We start from the raw sequence: 25017 nt of genomic DNA, 5'->3' as shown, positions 1-25017 counted from the left end.
AACGGAATCGTTCACCGGATCAGAAAGGGGGAAATGGGATGAACATGTTTTCCGTTCTAATGGCGGCAGTCGCTCCCGGAATCTCCCTTCTTGCTTATTTTTATTTGAAGGACCGTTACGAAACGGAGCCGATTCATCTGGTCGGCAAGCTGTTTTTATGCGGGGTTTTACTCGTTATTCCGGCCATGGTGCTTCAGAATTCGTTTATGCAGGAAATTGGCGGGGATAACCGTTTTACTTTCGCTTTCTTCATCTCCGGCGGCCTGGAAGAATTTCTGAAATGGTTCGTGGTGTACCATTTGATTTACCGCCACGATTCGTTTGATGAGCCCTACGACGGAATCGTTTATGCCGTGGCCGTCAGCCTGGGATTCGCTACGCTGGAGAACATTCTCTACGCGTTCGCGAACGGCATCAGCATGTCCTCGCTGCTTATGCGCGCTCTGCTTCCCGTTTCGGGACACGCGCTTTTCGGCGTCATGATGGGATACTATCTCGGGAAAGCCAAATTTATGCGCACCCATGAGCGCAAATATTTGCTCGCTTCTTTGTTCCTGCCTATCTTATGGCACGGGGCGTTCGACTACATTTTGCTGGTGGCGGCCAATAACTGGATCTGGTTTATGCTGCCGTTTATGACGCTTCTCTGGATCCGTACACTCTGGAAGGTTGACCGGGCCAACGACCGCTCTCCGCTCCGCATCATCCGCGGGGAAGAGGAGTTTAAAATCGGCTGAAGGTGACCATACTGGTTGTGAGAACACTTATTTGTTGCGCAAGCGATGGCGCGGAAGGTGAACACATGACCGTGAACCGGGTGAAAGTTACGATCCGCTGCAAACAGTGCGGAGAACGATTTATCCTGAAAGGGCGCCGGGACAAAGGCAAAATCGAGACCGGCTTCAAACGCTGCATTTGTGATAACGAGCACGATTTAGAGGTTGAAACGGAAGACTGATCGAACTCCAGTGACAGGAAGAAAAGCAAGAAAGTCTGCATGTGACGTGCAGGCTTTTTTTGCTGTATAAACTTCCTTTCGAAGGCAGACAATAACGGCAATAAGCCTAAGAAAGGAGTTTACAAGCATGTACAGAAAAATGAGTATGGTTTTATTTCCGGTGTGCGCTGCGGCATTGGTCGGTACGGGGGTTTGGGGGTATTCCCAGCAAAGGCAGAAAAATGAAGTCTCCATTAAGGCGGAAAACCAGTATCAGCGCGCTTTTCACGATTTGTCCTATCATGTCGAAAAGCTACATACGGAGCTGGGCAACACGCTGGCGATTAATTCCACGTCCAATGACACCTACCGCAAAGGTCTGGTGAATGTCTGGAGGCTGACGAGCCAGGCGCAGAACGAAGTGAACCAGCTGCCGCTTGGGCTGCTACCTTTTAACAAAACGGAAGAATTCCTGTCCAACGTGGCGAAGTTCAGCTACCAGACCTCGACGAGGGATTTGGCCAAAAAGCCTCTGACGGACGGCGAATTAAAAACACTGAGCACCCTGTATGAGCATTCCAAGGAAATTACGGGGGACTTGCGCGGAGTCCAGGAGAAGGTTATCGCCAATAACCTGCGCTGGATGGATGTGGACCTGGCGCTCAGTGCCAATAAGGAGCCGAACGACAACACCATTATTGACGGCTTCAAGACGGTGGACAAAAAAGTCGGGGCATACAACGATCTGAAGGAAGGCCCTTTCACTCTGTCTACCCAGTCCAAATATACGGCTCAAATGCTGGATGGTCCCGAGATTGACGAACAGGAAGTCCGTAAGAGAGCGGCCGCTTTCCTCGGAGTAAACAACCCGGCTATTTTTAATGTGGTCAAGAACGGCAGCGGAGGCGTCGAGTATGAGTCGTTTACATGCTCACTGCCGGGAAATAACGGCAGCGATATCTCGATGGATTTTACGAAAAAAGGCGGTCAACTGATTTACTTCATGAATCCCCGTGAAGTGAAGGCATCCAACCTTCAGGTCGAGCAATCGCGCGAAGCGGCGGCACAGTTTCTGGAGCGGCACGGTTATAAAAATATGACCGCGGTCAGTTTCGACCGTCACCAGAACATCTGCAATATGACGTTCGCCAGACAAGAGAAGGACACCGTCATTTATCCCGAGAAGCTTGTCGTTAACGTCGCTCTGGATGACGGTCAGATTCTTGGGCTTCAGGCGACCGATTTTGTGTTTGCCAACCGCAATCACAAAAATATCGACCAGGAGCCGAAGCTTTCGAAAGAAGAGGCGAGAAGCCACCTGAGCCCTCAGTTGAAAGTGGCCCGTCATACGAAGGCGCTTATCGTCAACGATCTCAATCAGGAAGTGCTCTGCCACGAATTTATCGGCAGTCTGAACGGTCAGACGTACCGGATTTATGTCAACGGAGAAGACGGTACGGAAGAAAAAGTGGAAACGATCCGCAGGGAAGACGCCGAGCAGGCCAAGCAGCAGCCCGTTACGCAGGGCACTTGACGGAATCCTTTCGAAACAAGCGGCTTCAGGGGAAACTCTGTGCCGCTTTTTTGTGTCTTCCTAAATGGTGGAGGCGTGCTATAATCAAGTAGAAACATGCAGGATTTAGCCGAAAAAAGGATGAGGTTACCGTGGCTCAGCTTATGAAAATTAACCAGCTTCTGCATCTTCACGTCAATACGATTGACGAAGAAGAAGCGAAACAAGAATACAAAGCGAGAATTTCGGACGTGCTGCCGGACCGTATATGGATCGAAACTCCGATGAACGAACGGACGGGCCGGTTGAAACGCCTTTACACGGGGGACGAGGTAAGCGCCTTTTTCGTGACGGACGGAGGCGTGAAAAATTATTTCCAGACCTCGGTCATCGGCTTCAAGGAAGACGGGATCCGTCTGGTCGCCCTGGCCATGCCCGATCCGGCCTCGATTACGAAAGTCCAGCGCAGAAGCTTTCTGCGGATTCCGGCCGAGCTGGAAATTTCCGTACAGGCTGGCGATACGGTTCCTATCGTGGCCTTGACGGAGGACGTCGGCGGAGGCGGGGTTTCCTTCACCTGCCAAGGCAGTGAATTTCAGGACCATGTCACCCAGGTAAACTGCTGGCTTCTTGTAACTTACAAGAATGGGACGCTGGAACATCTGCCGTTCAAAGCGGAGGTCGTCCGGGTGAAAACGCTGGAGACGGGACGCAAAATCGTCATGCTGCAGTTCAGCGAAATTACGGACCGCGACCGTCAGAAGCTGATTCAGTACTGCTTTGAGAAACAATTCGATTTCCGCAAGAAGTAGCTTACATAAATTCGGTCCGTTCGGGAAACACTGCATTCCAAACAAGGCTCGTTTACGGGAGGATGCAAGTGAATATCCGGAGGTCCGGGCAGCAACGCCCATTAACTTATGAACGTTACGAACGTCTGTTCATTGAATTTTCCGAGCGGGTCGAGAAGGTGCTCGTACGATGTTTATACGTACTGTTGGCCGGTTTGCTGATTAGCCAGCTGCTTCTTCAATTTCCGGGTGTGCGTAAAGAAATCACGCGGGTCGAACCTCTGGAAGGCGTGCCTTACGTCAGGCAGTCGGAGGAATAACGACTTTCCGGAAAATTCAGGAGGGCCGCACACTTTTGCATCTGTCTTCCGGCTATGGTATAATTTACAGCGTTAGCAGGCTGCGCCTGCTTTTTTGTTCGTAAGGTTTTGTTAGGAGGAGCCTTTGTTTTGACTAAATTTAATATCGCGATAGATGGGCCAGCCGGTGCAGGCAAAAGCACCATAGCCCGCAAGGTCGCCGGCGAGCTTGGTTTTGTCTATGTGGACACGGGAGCGATGTATCGGGCGGTCACCTGGAAGGTGCTGCAGGACGGGATTAACCCTCTGGACACGAAGGCCGTCGCAGATACGGCCGCCGGCATGGAGATCGAACTCGTGCCGGGACCGGAAGGACAGCTTGTATTTGTAGACGGCCGGGATGTATCTTCCGATATCCGTACCAAGCTCGTTACGGACCAGGTTTCACAAATCGCCGCCATCGCGGAAGTGAGGAAGCTTCTGGTAGACAAGCAGAAGCGGATGGCCGCTTCCAAAGGCATCGTGATGGACGGCCGGGATATCGGCACTCACGTGCTTCCCGATGCGGAAGTGAAGATTTTCCTTACCGCGAGCGTGCGCAAGCGCGCCGAACGAAGGTTTCAAGAAGTTCAGGGCACGGCAATGGCGACCACTCTTGAAGAGATGGAAAAGGACATTGCCCGCCGCGATATGCTGGATGAAGGCAGGGAAGTATCTCCCCTTGTACAAGCGGCCGACGCTGTAATGCTGGACAGTACAGATCTGACCATTCCCGAAGTGGTGGAGAGCATCCTGGAGATGTGCCGGTTGAGGACAGGCGGTGAAAGAGCATGAGCTTTTACCATTTCGCGCGGGGAGTCTGCAATGTGGTGTATTCCCTGCTGTTCCGGATTCGCGTGATCGGCAAGGAGAACATCCCCGAGCACGGCGGCGTACTGCTCTGTTCCAATCATATCAGCAACTTTGATCCTCCGCTTGTCGGCATCCGCCTCAAACGCAAAGTTCATTTTATGGCGAAGGCGGAGCTGTTTCAAATTCCGGTTTTAGGTCTAATAATTAGTAAAATTGGCGCTTTTCCGGTTAAACGGGGAGGCGTCAGCAAAGAAACGATCAAGGGAACGCTGAACTTGCTTCGGGATGGAAACGTGCTTGGCATCTTTCCGGAAGGAAGCCGCAAAAATCCCGGTGTGGGAAAGAAGGGCGCAGCGATGTTTGCCCTGAAATCCGGCGCGGCCGTTGTGCCGACCGCCATCATCGGCGATTACAAGGTATTCGGCAGAATGACGGTCATTTACGGGAAACCGCTTGATTTGACTCCATTCAGCGAAGCCGGATCGGCCGATCTCGAGCAGGTGACCGAGTACATCATGCAAGAAATTCAGACTTTGATCCGGGAACACCGGAAAGAAGTCGCTTAACTAAAAAACGAACCCGGTTGTAAGGAAATCCTGCCGCGCAATCCGCGCCGTGCAGATGCCTATACAAAATTAACCGTCGGTGTGTTTATTTTCGAGGAGGGTATCCCATGTCAGAAGAAATCAAAAACGAAAATCAAACGAACGAAAGCCAAGAAGCTCAAGAAGCGATGAGCCAAGTCGCAGCCGTTAAGAAAGGCGACGTCGTTAAAGGCAAAATCATTAAAGTCGAGCAGGATCAGGCAATCGTAGATATCGGTTACAAGTACGACGGCACGATTCCGCTTCGCGAGCTGTCCTCCGTCCAAATCGAGAACGCGGATCAAGCGGTTCAAGAGGGCCAGGAGATTGAGCTTAAAATCGTAACGATTGACGACAACAAAGAAAAGCTGGTTCTTTCCAAGCGCTCTGTTGACAGTGAAAAAGCATGGGAAACCCTGCAGCAAAAACTGGACGAGAAAGTCATCATCGAAGCTGTCGTGGCTGAAGTGGTTAAAGGCGGCCTCGTTGTTGACGTAGGCGTGCGCGGCTTCGTACCGGCATCTATGGTAGAGCGCAGCTTTGTTGAGGATTTCTCCGACTATAAAGGCCGTACTCTGCGCCTGAGAGTGAAAGAAATCGACCGCGAGAAGAACAAAGTGATTCTTTCCCAGAAGGACGTTCTGGATGAAGAATATGAAGCACAGAAGAAAGACATTATCAGCAAAATCGAAGTGGGCAAAGTATACGAAGGTACCGTACAACGCCTGACTCAATTCGGCGCGTTCGTGGATATCGGCGGTATCGACGGCCTGGTGCACATTTCCGAAATGGCTTGGCACCATGTTGAGCACCCTTCCGAAATCGTTAAAGAAGGCGACAAAGTAAGCGTACAGGTTCTGAAAGTGGATCCGGAGAAAGACAAAGTGAGCCTGAGCCTGAAAGCCACTCAAGAAGGTCCTTGGGAAAAGGCGGAGAAAACTTTCACGACCGGCGAAATCATTACCGGTACGGTTAAACGTCTTGCCGGATTCGGCGCGTTTGTTGAAATCGCACCGGGCGTTGAAGGTCTGGTTCATATTTCCCAGATCGCTCACCGTCACATCGCGACTCCGCAGGAAGTTCTGAAAGAAGGCCAGGAAGTTAAGGTGAAAGTCCTTGACGTGAACGCGGCTGAGAAGCGCGTGAGCCTCAGCATCAAGGAAACGGAAGAAGCTCCGGCTCAAACCGCATCTTCCGCACCTTCCAACTATTCTTCCAGACCGGAAAGATCCTCCAACCACCAGAAGGAACTGGCTGGCAACGAGAATGTTTCCCTAAGCAATCAAGGTCTGTCCATGACGCTCGGCGAGCGTTTCGGCGACAAGCTTTCCAAATTTAAAAAATAATGACGACTTGAACAGGAGGAAGCGGAATGCGCTCATCGCGCAAAATGGATCACGTGCAGTTTGCGCTCCAGACTGGGCAGTCCGGCAACCAGGGGTTGACGGATGTCAAGCTGTTGCCTAACTGCCTGCCAGACGCTTCCACCGAGTCTGTCGCTCTCTTTACGACAATCGGCGAACTCAATTTGAGTTCGCCGATTGTCGTAAATGCGATGACCGGAGGAGCACGTGAAACCGAAGATATAAACCGTGAGCTTGCAGTGGCGGCCCGGGAACGGGGACTCGCCATGGCGGTCGGCTCCCAAATGTCCGCTTTGCGGGACCCTTTGCAGGAGTCGAGCTATCGGATTGTCCGGCAGGTGAATCCAGGCGGGCTCGTCTTTGCGAATTTGGGCAGCGAAGCGACGTTGGAGCAGGCGGCTCGCGCCGTAGACATGCTTCGCGCGGACGCGCTTCAGATCCATTTGAACGTGATGCAGGAGCTTATCATGCCCGAAGGCGACCGCAGCTTCCACGGTATGCTGGAGCGCGTAAGCCGCATTGTGGCAGGCACGGGAGTGCCCGTAATCGTCAAAGAAGTCGGGTTCGGCATTCCGCTTGAGAACGCGAGGCTGCTCAAATCGGCGGGCGTACAAATTTTGGATGTCGGCGGCTCCGGAGGGACCAATTTTGCCGCGATCGAGAATGCGCGGAGAAAGGTTCCCCTCGAATGGCTGAACGACTGGGGCATGAAGACGAGCGTGACCTTGATCGAAGCGCTGCAAGTCTACGAACGTGGCAGAGTTATGGCCACGGGAGGCATCCGCACCAGCGAAGATATCGTCAAGGTGCTGGTCCTTGGCGCTTCGGCGGCCGGAATGGCCGGAGCCCTGCTTAAAGTGCTGCAAAGCGAAGGCACGCAAGCTTTGATCGATCACATCGACGAGCTGCACCACGGGATCGTTCTGATGATGACCGCTCTGGGAACGACGCGCATCGAACAGCTGTGGACACGTCCCGTGATAATCACGGGCTCGACCGCGGAATGGTGCCGGGCTCGCCGGATCGATTTAACTGAATATGCCTGCAGAACGGAAGCGGAGTAAAAACGGGATGTTTTGTCATACTAGGAGTAACGAAACGAGCTAGGGTGACAAAACTATGAATCCAGGTTATCTTGCTTCCGTACTCCTCGCCATCTCTGTCATATTTCTGCTCAGCGGATGGCGGGAAATTTTTATGAGAAGTATATCCGGACGCGACATACTTCTTTTTTTTATGTTCGCGCTGCCTGCCGCCCTGATGACCGTTTCCGCTGGAGGCGCTCTTATCAACGGGACTGTCCCCGTAGCCGTCTGTACGGCTCTTCTGATCGCTATCCGCAAGAAGAGCTTCTGGGAAGGCGGGCATCTTTTCGCGACCGGTCTGCTGCTCGGTGCCGTTCATCTGCTGATGCTGGAGCTGTACAGCGTGGACCCGGTCATGATTGTGCTGAAACCCGAATGGGATATTGCCCTTGTCCTTGCGGTACTGGTAATGGGGATGCACCGGGGAGCAGCCGAACAGTACGTGTCTTTGACGGTGGCCATGATTGCGGGAGACCTTTCTTTTGCCTATATGCACCACGGCTTGATGCCGGTTCATCTCGGTACACCCTCGTTTCTGGATAAATGGTGGCTCTCCTTTTTTACGGCGCGGATTCTGACCGTCTTCCTGGAATGGGTATATTCGGGATGCAGGACGACCGCCCGTCATTGGATCCGGCGAAAGCGAGGTTGGAGGAAATGATAGCGCATATGCTGTCGCAAAAAGAAACGGTCGCTGTTTTTGTCGGATTGTTTTTCGGCATCGCGTCCCGTCTGTATTTGTTAAGAACGGATTATCGTCAATATCCGACTTATCCCCACGGCAAAATCATTCATGTTTCGCTGGGAGTGATTGCGGCCGGTCTCGGTGCGGTTGCGGTACCTGCGCTGCTCGACAAAAATTACACGGCCGTCACGTTCTTGACCGTTGCGGCTCAACAGTTCCGCGATGTGCGGAATATGGAGCGCCAAAGTCTGATGCAGGTGGATCAGATGGAGCTTGTGCCGCGGGGCGTCTCCTACATTGAAGGCATCGCCATGGTTTTCGAAGGACGGAACTACCTCGTCATTTTCACGTCCATGATGGCATCGCTGTTTACGCTCGTTTTTGCCTGGTATTGGGGGGCGGCTGCCGGACTGGCTGCCGTCGGAGTATCGATTTATTTCAAGACGGGAAAAAATATGACCCATATCGCGGATATCCGGATCAGCGAAGTCCGGCTGGACGGCCCTAATCTGTATGTAGGCGATATTTACATCATGAACGTCGGGCTGGAGAGCGACCGGGAGCTTATCGGAAGGCAGGGGGTAGGACTGCTGGCCGTTCCGAAAAATCCCGACGCCCGAGTCACCCTGGCTAATCTGGGCCAGCGCCAGGCTATCCTGCACGATATTTCCACCGTCCTCGGAGTTTACAGGGACAGCGGAGAGCCGGCCTTGATGCCGATGGCCAAGCTCCATCTGGATTCGGGGACGCTCGGAATCTTCGTCCTTCCTCAAGTGAAGGACGCACAGAAAGCGGCGGCCGCGCTTAAACGGGTGCCGGTACTGGAAAGCGCCATTCGCATGCCGACGGAGTCTGCGGCCGGACCCAACAAGGAGGCGTAATAAATGGCAACGATTAAAGCCGTGGCGGTTGTGGAAGGCGTTAAAGTCGATGGAGGGGCCCCCATTTTTTATGCAAAAGATGAAGCCGAACTCCAGCAGCTCGCTTTTAATCTGGAGAAAATTCTGGATGTCAACGCTCACGTTTTAAAACCGGGAACTTTCATCCTTGTCGACCACAAGGGATAACGTTCACTGAAAACATTAGCCAATCCAGCGCTTTTTTGCTATGATGAAGAATGTGAAATTTCCAATAATGAGAATTTGAGTGACCATCAGTAAGGAGTGAACCGAATGGCAAGACCCATTCTAGCGATTGTGGGGCGTCCGAACGTCGGTAAATCGACGATATTTAACCGGATAATCGGCGATCGGCTGGCCATCGTTGAAGATAAACCGGGCGTGACCCGAGACAGATTGTACGGGATCGGCGAATGGCTGGACCGTGAGTTCAGCGTCATCGACACCGGCGGTATCGAAGTCGAAGGCGAAGATCAGATTATGAAGTCCGTCCGTGTCCAGGCCGAGCTCGCGATTGAAGAAGCGGACGTTATTATTTTCATGGTAGACGCCAAAGCCGGCGTTACCTCGGCGGACCAGGAAGTGGCCCAGCTTCTTTTCCGGTCCCGCAAGCCCGTTGTCCTGGCCGTCAACAAGGTGGACAACATTCAGCGGCAGGATGAGATTTACGAATTCTACAGCCTCGGTTTCGGGGACCCGATCGGGATTTCAGGCGCCCACGGCATCGGAATCGGCGATATGCTGGAAGCCGCATCCGCCCATTTCCCGGACCATGCGGACGAAGAATACGGCGAGGAAGTCATCAAGGTCGCGCTGATCGGACGACCGAACGTCGGGAAGTCATCGCTTGTAAACGCCATCCTCGGCGAAGACCGGGTCATTGTCAGCGACCAGGCCGGTACGACCCGGGATGCGATCGATACGCCTTTCGAGCTTGACGATCAGAAATATGTCATTATCGATACGGCCGGCATGCGCAAACGCGGTAAAGTGTATGAGAATACGGAGAAATACAGCGTAATGCGCGCCATGAAAGCCATTGAGCGCGCCGACGTCGTGCTTGTGGTCATCAACGGAGAAGAAGGGATCATCGAGCAGGACAAGCATATCGCCGGCTACGCGCACGAAGCGGGCAAAGCGGCTATTTTCGTCGTCAACAAGTGGGACGTGGTGGAGAAGGACGACAAGACCATGCACCAGTTCACGCAGAAGATCCGCGATCACTTCCTGTTTATGACGTACGCGCCGGTTCTGTATGTGTCCGCCCGCACCACCCAGCGTGTCCAGAAGCTTCTGCCCATGGTCAACCAGGTGGCGGAGCAGCATACGATGCGCGTTCAGACTCACGTGCTCAACGACGTGGTCTCCGATGCGGTCATGTTTAACCCTCCTCCGACCGACAAAGGCAAGCGTCTGCGTATTAACTATGCCACACAAGTTTCCGTTAAGCCGCCGACCTTTGTTTTCTTTGTAAACGAGCCGGATATGATGCACTTCTCATATGAGCGCTATCTCGAAAACAAAATTCGCGGAGCTTTCGGTTTTGAGGGAACCCCGATCCGTTTGTTCACGCGAAGAAAATCCGACGACGAATAGGGGAGAGTTCGTTTGATCTACATCATTCCCGTAGTGGCAGCTTATTTGCTGGGCTCGCTCAGCTTCAGCTTTATAATTGGGAAATTGGTCAAGGGGATTGATATCCGGGCGCACGGAAGCGGAAATGCCGGAGCCACCAACACGCTCCGCGTGCTTGGCAAAGGGCCGGCCATTCTGGTACTTGCGCTGGATGTCGTGAAAGCGATCCTGGCTGTGTGGATCGGCAAGTGGATGGCTCCGGATCTGATCTGGGTCCATGTCGCTTGCGGGCTTGCCGTAATTATCGGTCATAACTGGCCGGTATTTTTCGGTTTCCGGGGTGGTAAAGGCGTCGCTACCGCCATTGGAGTAACGGCTACCCTGTGCTTTCTCCCCGCGCTTTTCGCGGGCATCATCGCGATCGCTTCCATTTTTCTTACCCGTTACGTTTCGCTCGGCTCCCTGCTGTTTACCACACTCTTACCTTTTTTCGTATGGGGCATGGGAAGACCGGTCGAAATATTGTGGGGCGTTATCGTAATCGGGCTGTTTACTTTTTGGCGGCACCGTACAAATATCAGTAAACTGGTTCAAGGCCGAGAAAATAAGATCGGCTCCAAAAAGGCGTAGCCTGCTCGATGAATCGGCTTAGAAGGGAGACAGCCATGACTAAACACGTATCCGTACTGGTAGCGGGAAGCTGGGGAACGGCTCTTGCCTCCGTACTGGCCGCCAACGATCTGGACGTAACGATTTGGACGAGAAACGCCGGACAGGCGGAAGAGATCAACACTTTACATACCAACAGCCGTTATTTGAAGGACATCGCGCTGTCCCCCCGCATCCGTGCGACTACATCGATTCGCGAAGCGGTTGAAAACAAGGACGCCGTCATATTCGTAGTGCCGTCCGCCGGAATGCGCGAGGTGGCGTCTCAAGTGAGGGAATTCTTAAGCCCGGACACGCTTGTGATTCACGCGACCAAAGGCTTTGAATCGCTCACGCTCAAAAGGATGACCACCGTACTGGCCGAGGAGCTCCCGCAGTGTGATCCGGGACGAATCGTCGTTCTGTCGGGACCGAGTCATGCGGAAGAAGTGATCCGGGAATGCCCGACGACCGTCGTCGTCGCGTCTCCGACGATCGAAGCGGCCGAAGCGGCTCAGGATCTGTTCATCAATTCGTATTTCCGCGTCTACACGAACCCGGACGTAACGGGAGTCGAAGTGGGCGGGGCGCTCAAAAATATCATCGCTCTCGGCGCGGGGCTCTCCGACGGTCTCCGGTTCGGCGACAACGCGAAGGCGGCTCTCTTAACCCGGGGGCTCGCCGAAATCGCGCGCCTCGGCGCGGAGATGGGAGCCAACCCGATGACTTTCGCTGGCCTTGCGGGAATCGGCGACCTGGTTGTCACCTGTACCAGTACGCACAGCCGCAACTGGAAAGCGGGCTATCTTCTCGGGCAGGGTGAACCGCTGGACCAGGTTCTCGATAAGATGGGCATGGTCGTCGAAGGCGTTAAAACGACGAAGTCCGCCTATGCGCTTGCCCAGGAATACGGCGTCACCATGCCTATTACGAATGAACTTCACCACGTTCTGTTCGAAGGCAAAACCCCTCGTGCGGCGGTTGAGGATCTGATGGGCCGCGGCCGTACGCATGAGATCGAAGAGGTCGCCAATCAGACGGATAAATGGATTCTTTAGCCTACACCATTCCTGCCGAGCCTTCATACACTACCATAGATTCAAGTCCAGTTTCTTATAGCGGACAATATGGTTGGGAGGCGGCAGCGTGCCTAAAAATCCGAAAGACATTCTTAATGCCGTTAAGAAAAAAACGGGTAAAAGCGTAACCGAGAAAGATATCCAGAAGCTGGCCAGCGGTGTGAAACCGTCAACCGTTCAGGATGAAGCGCAGCTGCGGCAGCTCATTAAGCAGGTTTCCCAGCTTGTCGGGATTAACGTCCCCGAAGAAACGGTAAGGGAAATCGTCCAAGCGGTTAAAAGCAGCAAGCTGGACGGCAACAACATGCAGCAGATGATGAACCTCATCATGAAACAATAGCGGTAACGCCTGCAGAGGGGACCGTGGGAAGCCGTAAAGGCAGACCGCGGTCCTTTTGCTCGTGATTCACAAAGTTTCCGCTGGAATGCTATAATCAACCTAGGAATGAAGCAGCATCGCTTACACAAAGGGGGAAACATACATGATTACACTGCGTACGAGAAAAGGGGACAAGACCGTCGAAAGCGAGACGGGGCTTACCGTACTTGAGCTGGCCCTTAAACATAAACTCGAGTGGGGACATTCCTGTAAGCGGGGAACCTGCGCCCGCTGCCGATGCTTCGTCAAAGAAGGCCGGGAGCGGCTCGCACCGCCGACGGAAGCGGAACTTGACCGTTTGGAGCCCGAAGAAATCGAGCTGGGCTATCGTCTCGGATGTCAGGCTGTGATTCAGGAGACCGGCGACGTTTCCGTTACTCACAAGCCTTACTTCTAGGAGGTCCGCCATGAAAAGCGAACGATCAACGGAGCGGCAGACGGAGCACGAAACTTCTCGGAACCTCCATCTGGAAGAACCGTTAGTTCTGGGCATGAGGCAGGCGGCCCGTCTGCTCAACGGCACCGGGACCGGCTGGCTGATCGGCGGAAGCTGTGCTCTGGCTCTGCAGGGCGTGGAAATCGGAGCGCAGCCGCGGGATCTGGATCTGTATGTCGATACGGATCAGGCTGCCGCTGCGGCCCGCATTCTGGAGCCGTATGCCGTCGATGAGCAGAAGCTGGACCGTACGGGCATCTACGAATCGCTGCTCAGTCATTATGCCATCGGCGGCATTCAGGTGGAGCTCGTGGGCGGGTTTAAAGTGTGCGCGGCGGGATCGCAGTACACGGTCGAAGCGGCCTACTTAAGGGAGAAGTACGCGGAGCTGCGGCAGTTGGCAGGCGAAAGTGTGGCGTTAATGCCGCTTGCGCACGAACTGCTCTTCAACATCCTGCGTGAACGTCCCGATCGGTACGAGGCTATCGCGAAGACGATCAACGGCTGCCCGGGCCGGTATGAAGCCGCCCTGACGGACCTCCTGTCCCGAAACAGCTGGGGAGAGCCCGCTCTGTCGACCGTCAGGCGCCTAATTCCGGGCTTATAGAAGTATGTGCCGTTTCCGCGGCTCCGGCCTTCGCCTCAGGACCGGAGGCCCGGCTGAGCCAAGTAACGGGAACCGGCTTAGAAGGAAGCAAATGTTGTAGACAGAGGGAGGGCGAGAGATGAACCGGATCAACCCGAAGGTAACGTTTATGCCGGACAACCGCAGCGCCTCCGTCCGCTTGAATACCACTCTGCTGGATGCCGCGCGCCGGGCCGGCGTGCACATCCGCACCCGGTGCAGCGGGCAGGCTGCCTGCCTGATGTGCAAAGTGCACGCCGGGGACCAGAGCGGCCTGGCCGAGCCGAACAAGAACGAGCGGCTCAAGCTCGGCGGCCAGCTGCAGGAGGGCCTGCGCCTGTCCTGTCAGGCGCGGATTACGGGCGATGTGACGGTGACCGTCCCCGAAGACCCGCTGAAAGCCGCTGTACGCGCTCAACTAGCCAAACAGCGGGAAGAGGACGACTGGCCATAGATCCGATCCTCACAGTGATTCAGGAGAAACGAAACCAAAGGAGAACCGATGATGAATATCGTAAAGGGCGCTCTTGCCGGGCGTCTTACGGTGCTGTTGGCCGCTTTGTTTTCGCTGGCATTGCTTGGCGGCTGCATGTATCCCAAAGAAATGCGCAAAGAAAATCAGACGAATCCCGGCGAGTTTATTGCCGTAGTCCAGCAGAGCATCGACGAGTATCATACCAAAAAAAGCGTTTACCCCATTAAGAACAGCGAAATGGACACGCCGCTTTATGAAAAGTACGTTATCGATTTTCAAAAGCTGAAAAACAGCGGCTATTTGTCGAACCTCCCGGGCAATGCTTATGAGAGCGGCGGCGATTTTATTTATGTGCTCGTAGACCCCGATTCGAAGGCGAAAGTAAAGCTTTTCGATCTGGTGGCTTACCGGACCACGGACGACATTCAGAAGAAAGTAAACGACTATATCAGCAAAAACAACGGCGCCGTTCCGGGCGGCGAGACCTATTCCCCGGGCTTCAAGTATGTCGATTTCGGCAAAATCGGCATGAAGGCGCCCGAAATCAAAAGCGTCTACAACCGTCAGAGCCTGATTAATTTCCTTGTCCATGACTCCGGCAAAGTTGCGATTGATTATGCACCCGATCTGGCTCAAAAGATCAGAGACAAGCAGCTTCAGGCCGCGCTGAAGGACGGTCAGGACCTCTTGCCTCTACTGGTGGAAGACTCCTATTTCGTTCCTGTCATGTCGTTTGAGTACAAATGGGACAGCGCGACAAGCAAACCTGTCCCCTTCTTGAAATAGTCGGCGGGCAGAGCCTGCAAGGCGCTTTATAAACCTTATACGGACTTCCGACCCCCTTTTTTCCGCGATGGAGAAAAGGGGTTTTTCGCGTCCGGCGCATATTCGAGTACCGGTGCTCATATATTTTTTCAGAGATTATTGCCAGGCATATTTCGACGACCGGCACATATATTTGTTACAAGTCCAAATGATGTACGAGTTATGTCGCATACGGATGGCAAAGGGAAGGCCGGCTGAAGAACGTATCGTGGCTCTCGCTTCATTTAACAACCTGTAGGAGGGATTCTCTTGGAGAAAGTGGATATCTTTAAGGACATTGCTGAGCGAACGGGAGGAGATATTTACCTGGGGGTCGTTGGAGCGGTCCGTACGGGAAAATCGACCTTCATCAAACGCTTCGTGGAATCAGTTGTACTGCCTAACATCCAGAGTGAAACCGATCGCATCAGAGCCACGGATGAGCTCCCGCAGAGTGCGGCAGGGCGCACGATTATGACGACCGAACCGAAGTTCGTGCCGAACAACGCCGTGCAGATTTCCGTAGCGGAAGGGCTGAACGTCAACGTCAGGCTGGTCGATTGCGTCGGCTATGCGGTGGAAGGCGCGAAAGGCTACGAGGATGAAAACGGTCCCCGGATGATTTCGACGCCATGGTTTGACGAGCCGATCCCCTTCCAGGAAGCGGCCGAAATCGGCACGCGCAAAGTCATTCAGGAGCATTCGACACTGGGGGTCGTCGTGACGACCGACGGGACGATTTCAGATATTCCGCGTTCGTCTTATGTGCTGGCGGAAGAAAGAGTCATCGCGGAGCTGAAAGAAGTCGGTAAGCCGTTCATCGTTGTCATCAACTCGCAAAAACCGAACAGCGAGCCGGCCCAGGAGCTCCGCAGCGAACTGCAGAGCAAGTACGACATCCCCGTGGTCACGATGAGCGTAGCGACGGCGGGCGAAGACGAGATGATCGGCGTGCTCCGTGAAGTTCTGTATGAATTTCCGGTGCATGAAGTGAACGTAAACCTGCCGAGCTGGGTGATGGTGCTTCCGGAGAAGCACTGGCTGCGTACGCATTTCGAAAATTCCGTCCGCGATACCGTCCAGGACATCCGGCGTCTGCGCGACGTAGAGCGGGTTGTCGGACAATTTTCCGAATACGAGTTCATCGACAGGGCGGCCCTTGCGGGAATGAACATGGGGCAGGGTGTGGCCGAGATCGACCTGTACGCACCGGATGAACTGTACGATAAAATTTTGGTCGAAGTGGTTGGCGTGGAGATTCGCGGCAAGGATCACCTGCTTCAGCTGATGCAGGAGTTCACTCATGCGAAGAGGGAATATGACCAGTTCGCCGAAGCGCTGGAAATGGTCAAAACGACCGGTTACGGCATCGCGCCGCCTACGCTGGCGGAAATGGCGCTGGATGAGCCGGAGCTTATCCGACAGGGCTCCCGCTTCGGTGTGAGGCTGAAGGCGACGGCTCCTTCGATACATATGATCCGTGTCGATGTGGAGTCGGAGTTTTCCCCGATTATCGGAACGGAGAAGCAGAGCGAGGAGCTTGTACGCTACCTGATGCAGGATTTCGAGGACAATCCGCTCAAAATTTGGGAGTCCGATATTTTCGGCCGCTCTCTGCATTCCATCGTACGGGAAGGCATTCAAGGTAAGCTTGCCATGATGCCGGATAATGCCCGCTATAAGCTCCAGGAAACGCTCGGACGTATTATCAACGAAGGCTCCGGCGGACTCATCGCCATCATTTTATAAGCAGCTTGACATTTCGTGTGCTTTCGTTATCAATGGGGGAATTCTTCAGAGAACTTCACGTTCTCCAAGAATTTCCCTGTTTTTTTGTGCATTTTCCACAAAATCAGCGACTTTGACTTGAAATAAGCTCTAGCGTATATTACTATAAGTTTGTTTCGTTTTCTTCGGTACTCGTTTTTCGTTGATGGGCTTGGGCTTTTGCCCGGTTCATGTATATTTTTTAACGAAACGGTGAAAACAGAAAGTAAAACAGTAGATATTTTGGGAGGGAGGTGAAAGGCATGAATAAATCCGAACTGATTGCTAAAGTATCTGAGACCTCCGAGCTTTCCAAGAAGGATGCGACGAAAGCGGTTGACGCTGTGTTCGATGCAATTTCCGAAGCTCTTCAGCAGGGCGACAAAGTTCAGCTTGTTGGTTTCGGCAACTTCGAAGTTCGCGAGCGCTCCGCACGTAAAGGACGCAACCCGCAAACAGGCGATGAAATCGAAATCCCTGCAAGCAAAATTCCTGCTTTCAAACCTGGCAAAGCGCTGAGAGACGGCATTCAATAATCGCTTCTCTTACATATGGATTTTGTGTAGACCGTGTGCCTCCGGGCGCGCGGTTTAGTTTTTATTGTCCCCTTTTTTCCGCATTGACAACTTGCGATTATCCGGTATAATAGGGATACGGCGTCGGGGTATGGCGCAGTCTGGTAGCGCGCACCCTTGGGGTGGGTGAGGCCGTGGGTTCAAATCCCGCTACTCCGACCATGAAACCCATACATAACACAAATGCTTTCGATCGGGATGAATTCCTGACGGAAGCATTTTTTAATGCTTTTTCCTCCGGCGGGGGCGAAGCTCTCAGTAAGCGGTGTACGGCAGTACATGACGGTGAGCGTTTTTTGGAAGGGACGCCCAATTGTGTTACGATAGATCCAACGAATCCGCAGGAGGGAAACGAAAATGCGGCAGATCGGTCAAACACGCGTTAAAAGCGTTCTGTTTACGGCGGCGGCAGCGATAGCCGTCATGACGGCTGGGTGTGAAGGAAAGCCGGCTTCCACAGGGGGCGCGGTAGGAGGCTCTGCCGGCACGGAAGCGCCCGGACCGGCAAACATCGGCAGCACGCAGGAAAGTGGCTCCCGGAATACTCCCGTCGTGCCCAAGCTCACAGAGCAGAAAGCGGCGGACTATACGCAGGAAATCTTGGCTTCCGGCCTTAATGTGCCCTGGGAGCTGGTTATCGCGCCGGACGGGCGCCAATTCTTCACGGAGCGGCCCGGCCAGCTTCGCATGATCCGGGACGGCAAGCTGCAGGAAAAGCCGCTTTTGAAACTGCAAGACCCTTTTATCAGCAGCGGGGAAGGGGGCCTTCTTGGTCTGGCGCTTGATCCCGGCTTCGCCGTCAATTCCTACCTGTACGTTTATCACACGTATTCAGACGGAGGCGAAACGAAGAACCGGGTGCTCCGGCTGAAGCTGCAAGGCGACGAGGCGCGAATAGACCGTGTGCTGATCGACGGGATACCGGGCGCGGAGAATCACAACGGCGGCCGGATCAAATTCGGTCCCGACAACATGCTTTACATCACAACGGGCGAGAAATATGATCCGCCCCTGGCTCAGGACAAGAGCAGCCTCGGCGGCAAAATTTTGCGGCTAAAGCCGGACGGTTCGATTCCGGATGACAATCCGTTTCAAGGTTCGCCCGTGTACTCCTGGGGACACCGCAACGCACAGGGCCTGGCATGGGACCCGCGAAACGGTGCGCTGCTAAGCTCCGAACACGGACAGTCGGCTCATGACGAGCTGAACGTCATCGTGCCCGGAGGAAACTACGGCTGGCCTCTGATCGAAGCGGACGAAACGGGTTCGCCCGAGGCGGCCGGCCCCTTGATCCCGCCGCTTCTGCACAGCGGCAGAGACACGTGGGCGCCTTCGGGAATGACGTTCATCCGCCAAGGGCCCTGGCAGGGACGGCTCGCCGTCGCGGGTCTGCGCGGGATGAAGCTGCTGCTGTTTACGCTCGAACCGGAAGGCGCACCGGCTTCCGGAGCGGCGTCATCCGTACCCGGCTACAAGCTGGCCAAGGCGGAGGCTGCGTTCGACGGCAGCTTCGGACGGCTCCGCTCGGTTACGGAAGGCCCTGACGGCTCTCTGTATCTGCTGACGAGCAACCGGGACGGGCGCGGGAAACCGGCGGGAGACGACGACAAAATCGTCCGCCTTAAACCGAAGCGGTCCGGCGCGGAATAAGGGTTGACAGGCGGCTTCTTTTTAAAGCATGATAAATTGTAAGTAATATACGACGGATAAGCAGCACGGATAGAAGGGGGTACCGATTTATGGATCAGACACAGGGAGATTATTTTATTATTAAGGCCAAGGAAAACGGCGTACATGTGATCGGCCTGACAAGAGGACACGACACGCGCTTTCATCATACCGAAAAGCTGGACAAAGGCGAGGTTATGATCGCCCAGTTCACGGAACACACTTCGGCGGTGAAAGTCCGCGGCAAGGCGCTGATCATGACGAAGTTCGGCAACATCGAAACCGAACAATAATTTGCGTCGGCAGGCATAGCCTGCTTTTTTTCATTGTACAATGGGATATAGACAGGAGGTGCCCTTGTACGATGAACAAAATTGCCCGTCTGTTGACGATAGCCGGTCTGTCGGCGGCCGTTGTGCTCGCTATGGCGTTCGTCCCGTTTCTCGACAGAAAGAACGGCGGCCAAGGCTCCGACGCCTGGAGAAGCATCTCCGGTCCGGAATTGACGGAGGCCAACCTGCCCGATTACGTAAACGGTCTGCCGCTTCAGCTTCGCGTGCGCAAAGTGGAGCTTACCCATTCCATTCTGTCGCTGGACCTGCTCATGCCGGGAACGGCGGAGAAGAGAGTCGTTTACGGGGATCTGCTGCGGATCACGCAGTCGTCCCTGCTACGCACCTCCAACATTAGCCGGGTACTCGTCAGGGTTGTGGAATACGGCGCGAAGCCGGCCGATAAAGGCCCGCAGCTCGTTATGGCGATGGAAGCCGCCCGCACGGAGGCGAAGGCATTGTCCTCCCTGAAAGGAACCGACGGAGAAGACAAGGTGGCTGCCGAGCTTCAGCGCAGATTTCTTCTCACCTTTACAAAGAAATGGCAGCAGCACTTTCCAGAATAATTGCTTGTGCGCCGCTCAAAAGGTTATGCTATAATTACTTAGATACGATCTATGAAACTGGCACACGTACGGAGGCTTTTGTATGAACCCATATCGGATCCCTGAGATCGCTAAACAATATACGGATTATGACATGATCCGCCAGCATACGGATCTGCCTGATTTCCCGAACTTCCGGGCGCAGCTTCTGTATGCTTTTTTGAGCAGGGATTCCCGGCTTAACCCTTCGTCCGAATTGTTTGCGCTCGTCACTTCGCTTGTCCAGATGGGACTCGATACGCATGACGAGGTAACGGTTTCTAATGAGGTGAAAGAGAAGAAAGCCGCCAGATCCCGTCAGCTGAAAGTGCTGGCCGGCGATTATTTCAGCTCGCGTTTTTACCACCTGCTTTCGCAGGCGGGTCAAATTGATCTGATCAAACGGCTGTCCACGGCCATCTGCGAGCTCAACCGGCTCAAAACGAATCTGTATGTGACGATGAAGCATCTTAAAGTCACGGCGGAGGACTACGTGAGGCAGTCCGTAGATATCAAGTCACACCTGTTCAAGTCGTTCGGGGGACTAATGGAAGAAGTAAACCGCCGCGCCTGGCCTGAAATTCTCGAAGCGTTTACCCGCTGCGAAGTGATTTTCAAGGAAATTTTCCGTTCGGAGTCTCTTCAGGATTTTCACGGGAGCTGGGGCTACTGGCACATTATCCAGAACGGCTCCAAAGAAGAGCGCAAGCTGCTCGAAGCTCAGGAGCAGGATCCGGTTAAACTCAAAGCGCTAATTCACAAATACAACGTGCCGTCCCAATTGTACAACCTGCTTGCGGCCCAGCTTCAACAGCTTGAAGCGAAAGTAAAGCAGCTTGATTCGGACAAGCTCGCAAGTGAACTGTTTCACATTGGCGAGCCATTTTTTCGTTTCATTTCCAAAACCAGGTTACTGGAAGAGAGATAAAGGTGGGGAAAGCCGTGCAAGGCAAAACGAAAGAACAATTTGTTCATTCCGTGTTTGAAAGTATCGCGCCCAAATACGACAAAATGAACAGTATCCTAAGCTTCCGCAGGCACAAGGCCTGGCGGAAATTTACGATGGCCAAAATGAACGTAAAGCCGGGCTCGACCGCCATCGATATTTGCTGCGGCACCTGCGACTGGACGATCTCCATGGCGAAGGCAAGCGGCACCGGGCAAATGATCGGGCTGGATTTCAGCCAGAACATGCTCGATTACGGTGCGGGCAAAATTCGTGAAGAAGGGCTGGACAGCCAGATCCGCCTCGTGCACGGCAATGCCATGAGCCTCCCTTTCGACGATAACACTTTCGACTATGCCACCATCGGGTTCGCGCTTCGGAACGTGCCGGACGTGGAGCAGGTGCTGCGTGAAATGCAGCGCGTCGTGAAACCGGGCGGGCTTGTCGTTTCTCTTGAGCTGTCCAAGCCCACTTGGCGGCCTTTTAAAGCTTTGTATTATTTTTATTTTCAGAAAGTGCTTCCGGTGCTCGGCAAATTGATTGCCAAGTCTTACGAGCAGTACAGATGGCTTCCGGAATCGCTAATCAGTTTCCCTGACTATAAACAGCTTGCCGAAATTTTTCGCGGAACGGGGCTTCACAAAGTCGAAGCTTACCCTCTGACCGGAGGAATTGCGGCGCTTCATATAGGCGTCAAAGGGAATTCGAGTCAGGAGAGTAAGACAGATGCGACAACTCATTCATAAAACGAAAATTTTCCTGGAAATGATCAAATTCGAACATTCCCTTTTCGCCCTACCTTTCGCTTATATGGGCTCCATTCTTGGAGCCGTTGTGGAAACGGGGCACCTGCCGAGGTGGACGCAGATCATGTGGATCACGCTTGCGATGATCGGCGCCCGCACGGCCGCGATGTCCCTGAACCGGGTCATCGACAAGAAGTACGACAAGAAAAACCCGCGGACGGCAAACCGGGCGATCCCGGCGGGCCTGATTTCAGTCGCGGAAGTGACGATATTTATTATCCTTTCATTCCTGCTGCTTTTCTGGTCAGCCTACCACCTGAACATGCTGTCCGTTTACCTGCTACCGGTTGCGGCCTTTTTTCTTGTCTTTTATTCGTACACCAAACGTTTTACGTGGGCGTGTCATTTTGTCCTCGGCATTACCCTGGGCCTCGCTCCGCTCGGCGGATGGGTGGCGATTACCGGAGGAATCACGCCGGCCGCACTTATCCTGTTCATTACCGTAGCGATGTGGAGTGCCGGGTTCGACCTGCTTTACGCCTGCCAGGACGTGGAATTTGACCGGGAGGAAGGTCTGCATTCCTATCCGAGCCGCTTTGGTATTCCGGCGGCGCTGATTACGGCGCGCGTTCTTCACACGCTGACCGCCGTAGGTCTTATCTCGATCTTTTTTATGACAAACCTCAGCTGGTGGTATCTCGTCGGCATCATTATCGCGTACATCATTTTGTTTTACGAGCACCGTCTCGTTTCGCCGACGGATTTGTCTAAGCTGAATACGGCATTTTTCACCATGAACGGGATACTCAGTATGGTTGTATTCGTCTTCACGCTGGTGGATGTACTGGTGGATACGTTCCGATGAAGAAACGCGGCTGGGTCGTCGGAATTACGGGGGCAAGCGGCGCGATTTACGGGGTGACGCTCGTTAAGGAACTTCTGAAAAGAGGCGTTCCCGTCCATCTGGTCATTACGGATGCCGGCTGGCGGGTGCTTCATGAGGAACTGGATTGGGCGGCTGCCAAGCGCAAAGAAACACTGGAAGCTCACTTTGGCGGTTTCCCGGGTACGTATGAATATTATCCGCTTCAAGACATCGGAGCCGGGATAGCAAGCGGCTCGTTCCGGACAGAGGGCATGGTGGTTATGCCGTGTTCGATGGGGACCTTGGCGGGAATTTCCCGCGGAGCTTCGGACAATCTTCTGGAGCGTGCCGCGGACGTAATGCTGAAAGAGGGACGCAGGCTCATTCTGGTTCCCAGGGAGACGCCTCTGCATGCCATTCATTTGGAGAACATGCTCGTCCTTGCCAAAATGGGCGTGAAGCTGATTCCGGCCATGCCGGCCTTCTATCAGAAGCCGGAGACATTGGAAGACATCGTTGCCTTTCTCGTGGGGAAGGTACTAGACAACATGGATTTGGATCATGAATTGTTCAGAAGATGGGGAGAAGGCAATGACGACAACAGAGAAGAAACTGCGCATCGGGAGAATTGAATTTACGAACGCTTGGCCTGTGTTTTACCATTTTCCGGTGCAGAAGTTGGCAAATTCAGTTGAATTCGTAAGTCAGGTTCCGACCGGATTGAACCGGGCTCTGGCTGCCGGAGAGATCGATATGAGCGCTATCTCTTCGTTTTCTTACGGGGAAAACTTCCGGGATTACGTCCTGTTTCCCGACTTGTCGGTCAGTGCTTACGGCTATGTGAATTCACTGCTGCTATTTCATAAAAAACCGCTGGAACAATTGAAAAACGGAAAATTTGCCCTTCCGACCACGTCCGCTACGACGACGAACCTGCTGAAAATCATCATGAACAAAAAATACGGCGGCAATCCGACCTACAGTTATGCTCCGCCCGTGCTGGAAGATATGATGAAAGACAACGACGCGGCGCTCCTGATCGGCGACCATGCCATCAAAGCCGGCTGGCAGGACAGCGGGTATATGGTAACCGACCTCGGGCAAGAATGGAAGGAATGGACCGGCCATTGGATGTCTTTTGCCGTATGGGCCGTCCGTAAAGATACCATCGAGCGGTCTCCGGAGCTGGTTAAAAGCATCTTTGACGGTTTTGTGGAAAGCAAACGCAAGTCGCTGGAGGACCTTACGGGCGTTATTAATGAAGCCGTCCTCAAAATCGGCGGTTCGGAATCTTACTGGGAACATTATTTCAGAAATCTTTGCTACGAATTCGGTCCCGAGCAGTGGAGCGGTCTCGAACTGTATTACCGCTATGCTTGGGAGCTTGGTTTTTTACCGGAAGAGGTCTCCATCCAGATCTGGTCCGATAATACGAGGGTGCGGGTGACGGAATGAAAATTCTTAACATATACGTGCGCAAGAAAAAAGACGTGGGCGCCATCGAGCGGGAACTGGAAGCTAACCTGCAGACCGACCACGCGTTATTGACGGAAACGTCCATGCATCTGCTAAAGGCCGGGGGCAAAAGAATCCGGCCTGTTCTTGTCCTGTTGGGCGGGGAATTCGGAACCTATGATATCGAGCGGCTGAAAATGATAGCGGTGCCGCTGGAGCTTTTCCACTCGGCTTCGCTCGTTCACGACGATGTGATCGACGATGCGGACACCCGGAGGGGCCAGGATACCGTAAAGTCCAGATGGGACAACCGGATTGCGATGTATACCGGAGATTTTATTTTTGCCAAGGGGCTTGAGATTGCCGCCAGACTGGAAGATCCGCGTGTCCATATGATCCTGTCGAAAGCGCTGGTGGAAATGTCCATCGGCGAAATGGAACAGATCCGTTTCTTCTTCCATACGGAGCAGACGCTTCGCGATTATCTTCTCCGCATCAAGCGGAAGACGGCTCTTCTTATCGCGATTTCCTGCCAGCTCGGAGCTATGGTGGCGGGAGCCGACGAATACGTATCCAACCGGCTGTATGCATTCGGCTACAACGTGGGGCTCGCTTTCCAGATCCGGGACGACATCCTGGACCTGTGCGGCACCGAGAAGGAGATCGGCAAGCCTCCGGGAAGCGATATCAAACAGGGCAATATTACACTGCCCGTTATTTTCGCCCTGCAGGAGGAGAAGCTGCGGGCTCCGATTCTGAGCGAGATCGACCGGATACAGAAAGCGGACGGGCAGACGGACGTCAGCCGCGTCCTGGACATGATCCGCGGGAGCGGAGGGATCGAGAAATCCAGCGCCCTTGCCGACCGCTATATCGCAAAAGCCATTGCGGCTCTGGATACGCTTCCTAATATCCGGGCCAAGCAGGATCTCATTCAGGTCGCCCATTTTATCGGCAACCGAACGCACTAATTTACCTTATATCGGCCCGGCGGGTCTCCGGTTTCGCGAATGTGTGCAATTGTTCATTGTACGTGCTGCTGAAACGGT

31 protein-coding genes and 1 tRNA gene are annotated in these 25017 nt (G+C 53.8%); all 32 read left to right on the top strand.

Annotated elements, in window-relative coordinates; genetic code table 11:
• Nucleotides 1-38 precede the first annotated feature (38 nt).
• The 32 genes from prsW to C4S74_RS09625 all read left to right on the top strand — a co-directional run bounded on the left by prsW (nt 39) and on the right by C4S74_RS09625 (nt 24939).
• Nucleotides 39-737 carry a glutamic-type intramembrane protease PrsW gene (prsW, locus tag C4S74_RS09775; RefSeq protein WP_103995138.1) on the top strand — a complete coding sequence of 233 codons (699 nt, stop codon included), beginning with the start codon at nt 39-41 and terminating at the stop codon, nt 735-737.
• 65 nt (nt 738-802) lie between these two features.
• Complete coding sequence (locus tag C4S74_RS26495; RefSeq protein ID WP_181024371.1) at nt 803-958, top strand: hypothetical protein; 156 nt, start codon at nt 803-805, stop codon at nt 956-958.
• A gap of 127 nt (nt 959-1085) precedes the next feature.
• Nucleotides 1086-2471 carry a germination protein YpeB gene (gene ypeB, locus C4S74_RS09770; protein ID WP_103995137.1) on the top strand — a complete coding sequence of 462 codons (1386 nt, stop codon included), beginning with the start codon at nt 1086-1088 and terminating at the stop codon, nt 2469-2471.
• A gap of 131 nt (nt 2472-2602) precedes the next feature.
• A complete protein-coding gene (locus tag C4S74_RS09765; protein WP_103995136.1) occupies nt 2603-3262 on the top strand; it encodes a flagellar brake protein in 660 nt (219 codons plus the stop codon).
• A gap of 68 nt (nt 3263-3330) precedes the next feature.
• Nucleotides 3331-3561, top strand: a complete 231-nt coding sequence (locus C4S74_RS09760) for a hypothetical protein (protein WP_103995135.1) — start codon at nt 3331-3333, stop codon at nt 3559-3561.
• 129 nt (nt 3562-3690) lie between these two features.
• A complete protein-coding gene (gene cmk, locus C4S74_RS09755; protein WP_103995134.1) occupies nt 3691-4374 on the top strand; it encodes a (d)CMP kinase in 684 nt (227 codons plus the stop codon).
• Nucleotides 4371-4958, top strand: a complete 588-nt coding sequence (locus C4S74_RS09750) for a 1-acyl-sn-glycerol-3-phosphate acyltransferase (protein ID WP_103995133.1) — start codon at nt 4371-4373, stop codon at nt 4956-4958. Before cmk ends, C4S74_RS09750 begins: the two co-directional genes overlap by 4 nt.
• A gap of 107 nt (nt 4959-5065) precedes the next feature.
• Nucleotides 5066-6322: a 30S ribosomal protein S1 gene (rpsA, locus tag C4S74_RS09745; RefSeq protein WP_103995132.1), complete on the top strand. Its 1257-nt coding sequence runs from the start codon at nt 5066-5068 to the stop codon at nt 6320-6322.
• 26 nt (nt 6323-6348) lie between these two features.
• Nucleotides 6349-7404, top strand: a complete 1056-nt coding sequence (gene fni / locus C4S74_RS09740) for a type 2 isopentenyl-diphosphate Delta-isomerase (RefSeq protein ID WP_103995131.1) — start codon at nt 6349-6351, stop codon at nt 7402-7404.
• A gap of 55 nt (nt 7405-7459) precedes the next feature.
• The gene (locus C4S74_RS09735) at nt 7460-8086 is read left to right on the top strand and encodes a hypothetical protein (RefSeq protein ID WP_103995130.1); all 627 of its coding nucleotides are present in this window, start codon (nt 7460-7462) and stop codon (nt 8084-8086) included.
• Nucleotides 8083-8991, top strand: coding sequence for a YIEGIA family protein (locus C4S74_RS09730; RefSeq protein ID WP_103995129.1), 909 nt, complete (start codon nt 8083-8085; stop codon nt 8989-8991). Before C4S74_RS09735 ends, C4S74_RS09730 begins: the two co-directional genes overlap by 4 nt.
• A gap of 3 nt (nt 8992-8994) precedes the next feature.
• A complete protein-coding gene (locus C4S74_RS09725) occupies nt 8995-9177 on the top strand; it encodes a hypothetical protein (RefSeq protein WP_009671973.1) in 183 nt (60 codons plus the stop codon).
• A gap of 105 nt (nt 9178-9282) precedes the next feature.
• A complete protein-coding gene (der, locus tag C4S74_RS09720) occupies nt 9283-10605 on the top strand; it encodes a ribosome biogenesis GTPase Der (protein ID WP_103995128.1) in 1323 nt (440 codons plus the stop codon).
• A gap of 12 nt (nt 10606-10617) precedes the next feature.
• On the top strand, nt 10618-11214 hold the full coding sequence (gene plsY, locus C4S74_RS09715; protein ID WP_103995127.1) for a glycerol-3-phosphate 1-O-acyltransferase PlsY: 597 nt from the start codon (nt 10618-10620) through the stop codon (nt 11212-11214).
• A 35-nt stretch (nt 11215-11249) separates the two neighbouring features.
• Entirely contained in the window at nt 11250-12290 is a 1041-nt protein-coding gene (locus C4S74_RS09710) for an NAD(P)H-dependent glycerol-3-phosphate dehydrogenase (RefSeq protein WP_103995126.1), read from the top strand.
• A gap of 88 nt (nt 12291-12378) precedes the next feature.
• Nucleotides 12379-12651, top strand: coding sequence for a stage VI sporulation protein F (locus C4S74_RS09705; protein WP_103995125.1), 273 nt, complete (start codon nt 12379-12381; stop codon nt 12649-12651).
• Nucleotides 12652-12793: 142 nt separating this feature from the next.
• A complete protein-coding gene (locus C4S74_RS09700; protein ID WP_042228465.1) occupies nt 12794-13087 on the top strand; it encodes a 2Fe-2S iron-sulfur cluster-binding protein in 294 nt (97 codons plus the stop codon).
• A 10-nt stretch (nt 13088-13097) separates the two neighbouring features.
• Nucleotides 13098-13733: a hypothetical protein gene (locus C4S74_RS09695; RefSeq protein ID WP_103995124.1), complete on the top strand. Its 636-nt coding sequence runs from the start codon at nt 13098-13100 to the stop codon at nt 13731-13733.
• Between the two features lie 118 nt (nt 13734-13851).
• Nucleotides 13852-14205 (top strand): 2Fe-2S iron-sulfur cluster-binding protein, encoded by a 354-nt coding sequence (locus tag C4S74_RS09690; RefSeq protein WP_103995123.1) that lies wholly within the window; start codon nt 13852-13854, stop codon nt 14203-14205.
• Between the two features lie 51 nt (nt 14206-14256).
• Nucleotides 14257-15012, top strand: coding sequence for a hypothetical protein (locus C4S74_RS09685; RefSeq protein ID WP_258042443.1), 756 nt, complete (start codon nt 14257-14259; stop codon nt 15010-15012).
• A 288-nt stretch (nt 15013-15300) separates the two neighbouring features.
• Entirely contained in the window at nt 15301-16779 is a 1479-nt protein-coding gene (gene spoIVA / locus C4S74_RS09680) for a stage IV sporulation protein A (RefSeq protein ID WP_009672005.1), read from the top strand.
• A 281-nt stretch (nt 16780-17060) separates the two neighbouring features.
• Nucleotides 17061-17333 carry an HU family DNA-binding protein gene (locus C4S74_RS09675; RefSeq protein WP_009671985.1) on the top strand — a complete coding sequence of 91 codons (273 nt, stop codon included), beginning with the start codon at nt 17061-17063 and terminating at the stop codon, nt 17331-17333.
• A gap of 124 nt (nt 17334-17457) precedes the next feature.
• Nucleotides 17458-17534, top strand: a tRNA-Pro gene (locus tag C4S74_RS09670).
• A 195-nt stretch (nt 17535-17729) separates the two neighbouring features.
• Complete coding sequence (locus tag C4S74_RS09665) at nt 17730-19022, top strand: sorbosone dehydrogenase family protein (protein WP_103995121.1); 1293 nt, start codon at nt 17730-17732, stop codon at nt 19020-19022.
• Between the two features lie 89 nt (nt 19023-19111).
• Nucleotides 19112-19333 (top strand): trp RNA-binding attenuation protein MtrB, encoded by a 222-nt coding sequence (gene mtrB / locus C4S74_RS09660; RefSeq protein WP_009672001.1) that lies wholly within the window; start codon nt 19112-19114, stop codon nt 19331-19333.
• 71 nt (nt 19334-19404) lie between these two features.
• Nucleotides 19405-19938 carry a hypothetical protein gene (locus C4S74_RS09655; RefSeq protein WP_103995120.1) on the top strand — a complete coding sequence of 178 codons (534 nt, stop codon included), beginning with the start codon at nt 19405-19407 and terminating at the stop codon, nt 19936-19938.
• An 82-nt stretch (nt 19939-20020) separates the two neighbouring features.
• Nucleotides 20021-20884 carry a heptaprenyl diphosphate synthase component 1 gene (locus C4S74_RS09650; protein ID WP_103995119.1) on the top strand — a complete coding sequence of 288 codons (864 nt, stop codon included), beginning with the start codon at nt 20021-20023 and terminating at the stop codon, nt 20882-20884.
• Between the two features lie 14 nt (nt 20885-20898).
• The gene (locus tag C4S74_RS09645) at nt 20899-21648 is read left to right on the top strand and encodes a demethylmenaquinone methyltransferase (protein ID WP_103995326.1); all 750 of its coding nucleotides are present in this window, start codon (nt 20899-20901) and stop codon (nt 21646-21648) included.
• Nucleotides 21629-22513, top strand: a complete 885-nt coding sequence (locus C4S74_RS09640) for a UbiA-like polyprenyltransferase (protein ID WP_103995118.1) — start codon at nt 21629-21631, stop codon at nt 22511-22513. The genes C4S74_RS09645 and C4S74_RS09640 overlap by 20 nt, the downstream gene beginning before the upstream one ends.
• Nucleotides 22510-23145 (top strand): UbiX family flavin prenyltransferase, encoded by a 636-nt coding sequence (locus C4S74_RS09635; RefSeq protein ID WP_103995117.1) that lies wholly within the window; start codon nt 22510-22512, stop codon nt 23143-23145. Before C4S74_RS09640 ends, C4S74_RS09635 begins: the two co-directional genes overlap by 4 nt.
• Nucleotides 23105-23968 carry a menaquinone biosynthesis protein gene (locus C4S74_RS09630; RefSeq protein WP_103995116.1) on the top strand — a complete coding sequence of 288 codons (864 nt, stop codon included), beginning with the start codon at nt 23105-23107 and terminating at the stop codon, nt 23966-23968. The genes C4S74_RS09635 and C4S74_RS09630 overlap by 41 nt, the downstream gene beginning before the upstream one ends.
• A complete protein-coding gene (locus C4S74_RS09625; RefSeq protein ID WP_103995115.1) occupies nt 23965-24939 on the top strand; it encodes a polyprenyl synthetase family protein in 975 nt (324 codons plus the stop codon). Before C4S74_RS09630 ends, C4S74_RS09625 begins: the two co-directional genes overlap by 4 nt.
• Nucleotides 24940-25017: the final 78 nt, after the last annotated feature.

It is taken from the genome of Paenibacillus sp. UNC499MF (genome assembly GCF_900107975.1).
GTDB lineage: Bacteria > Bacillota > Bacilli > Paenibacillales > NBRC-103111 > Paenibacillus_F.
This window is presented reverse-complemented; position numbering and strand designations above follow the sequence as displayed.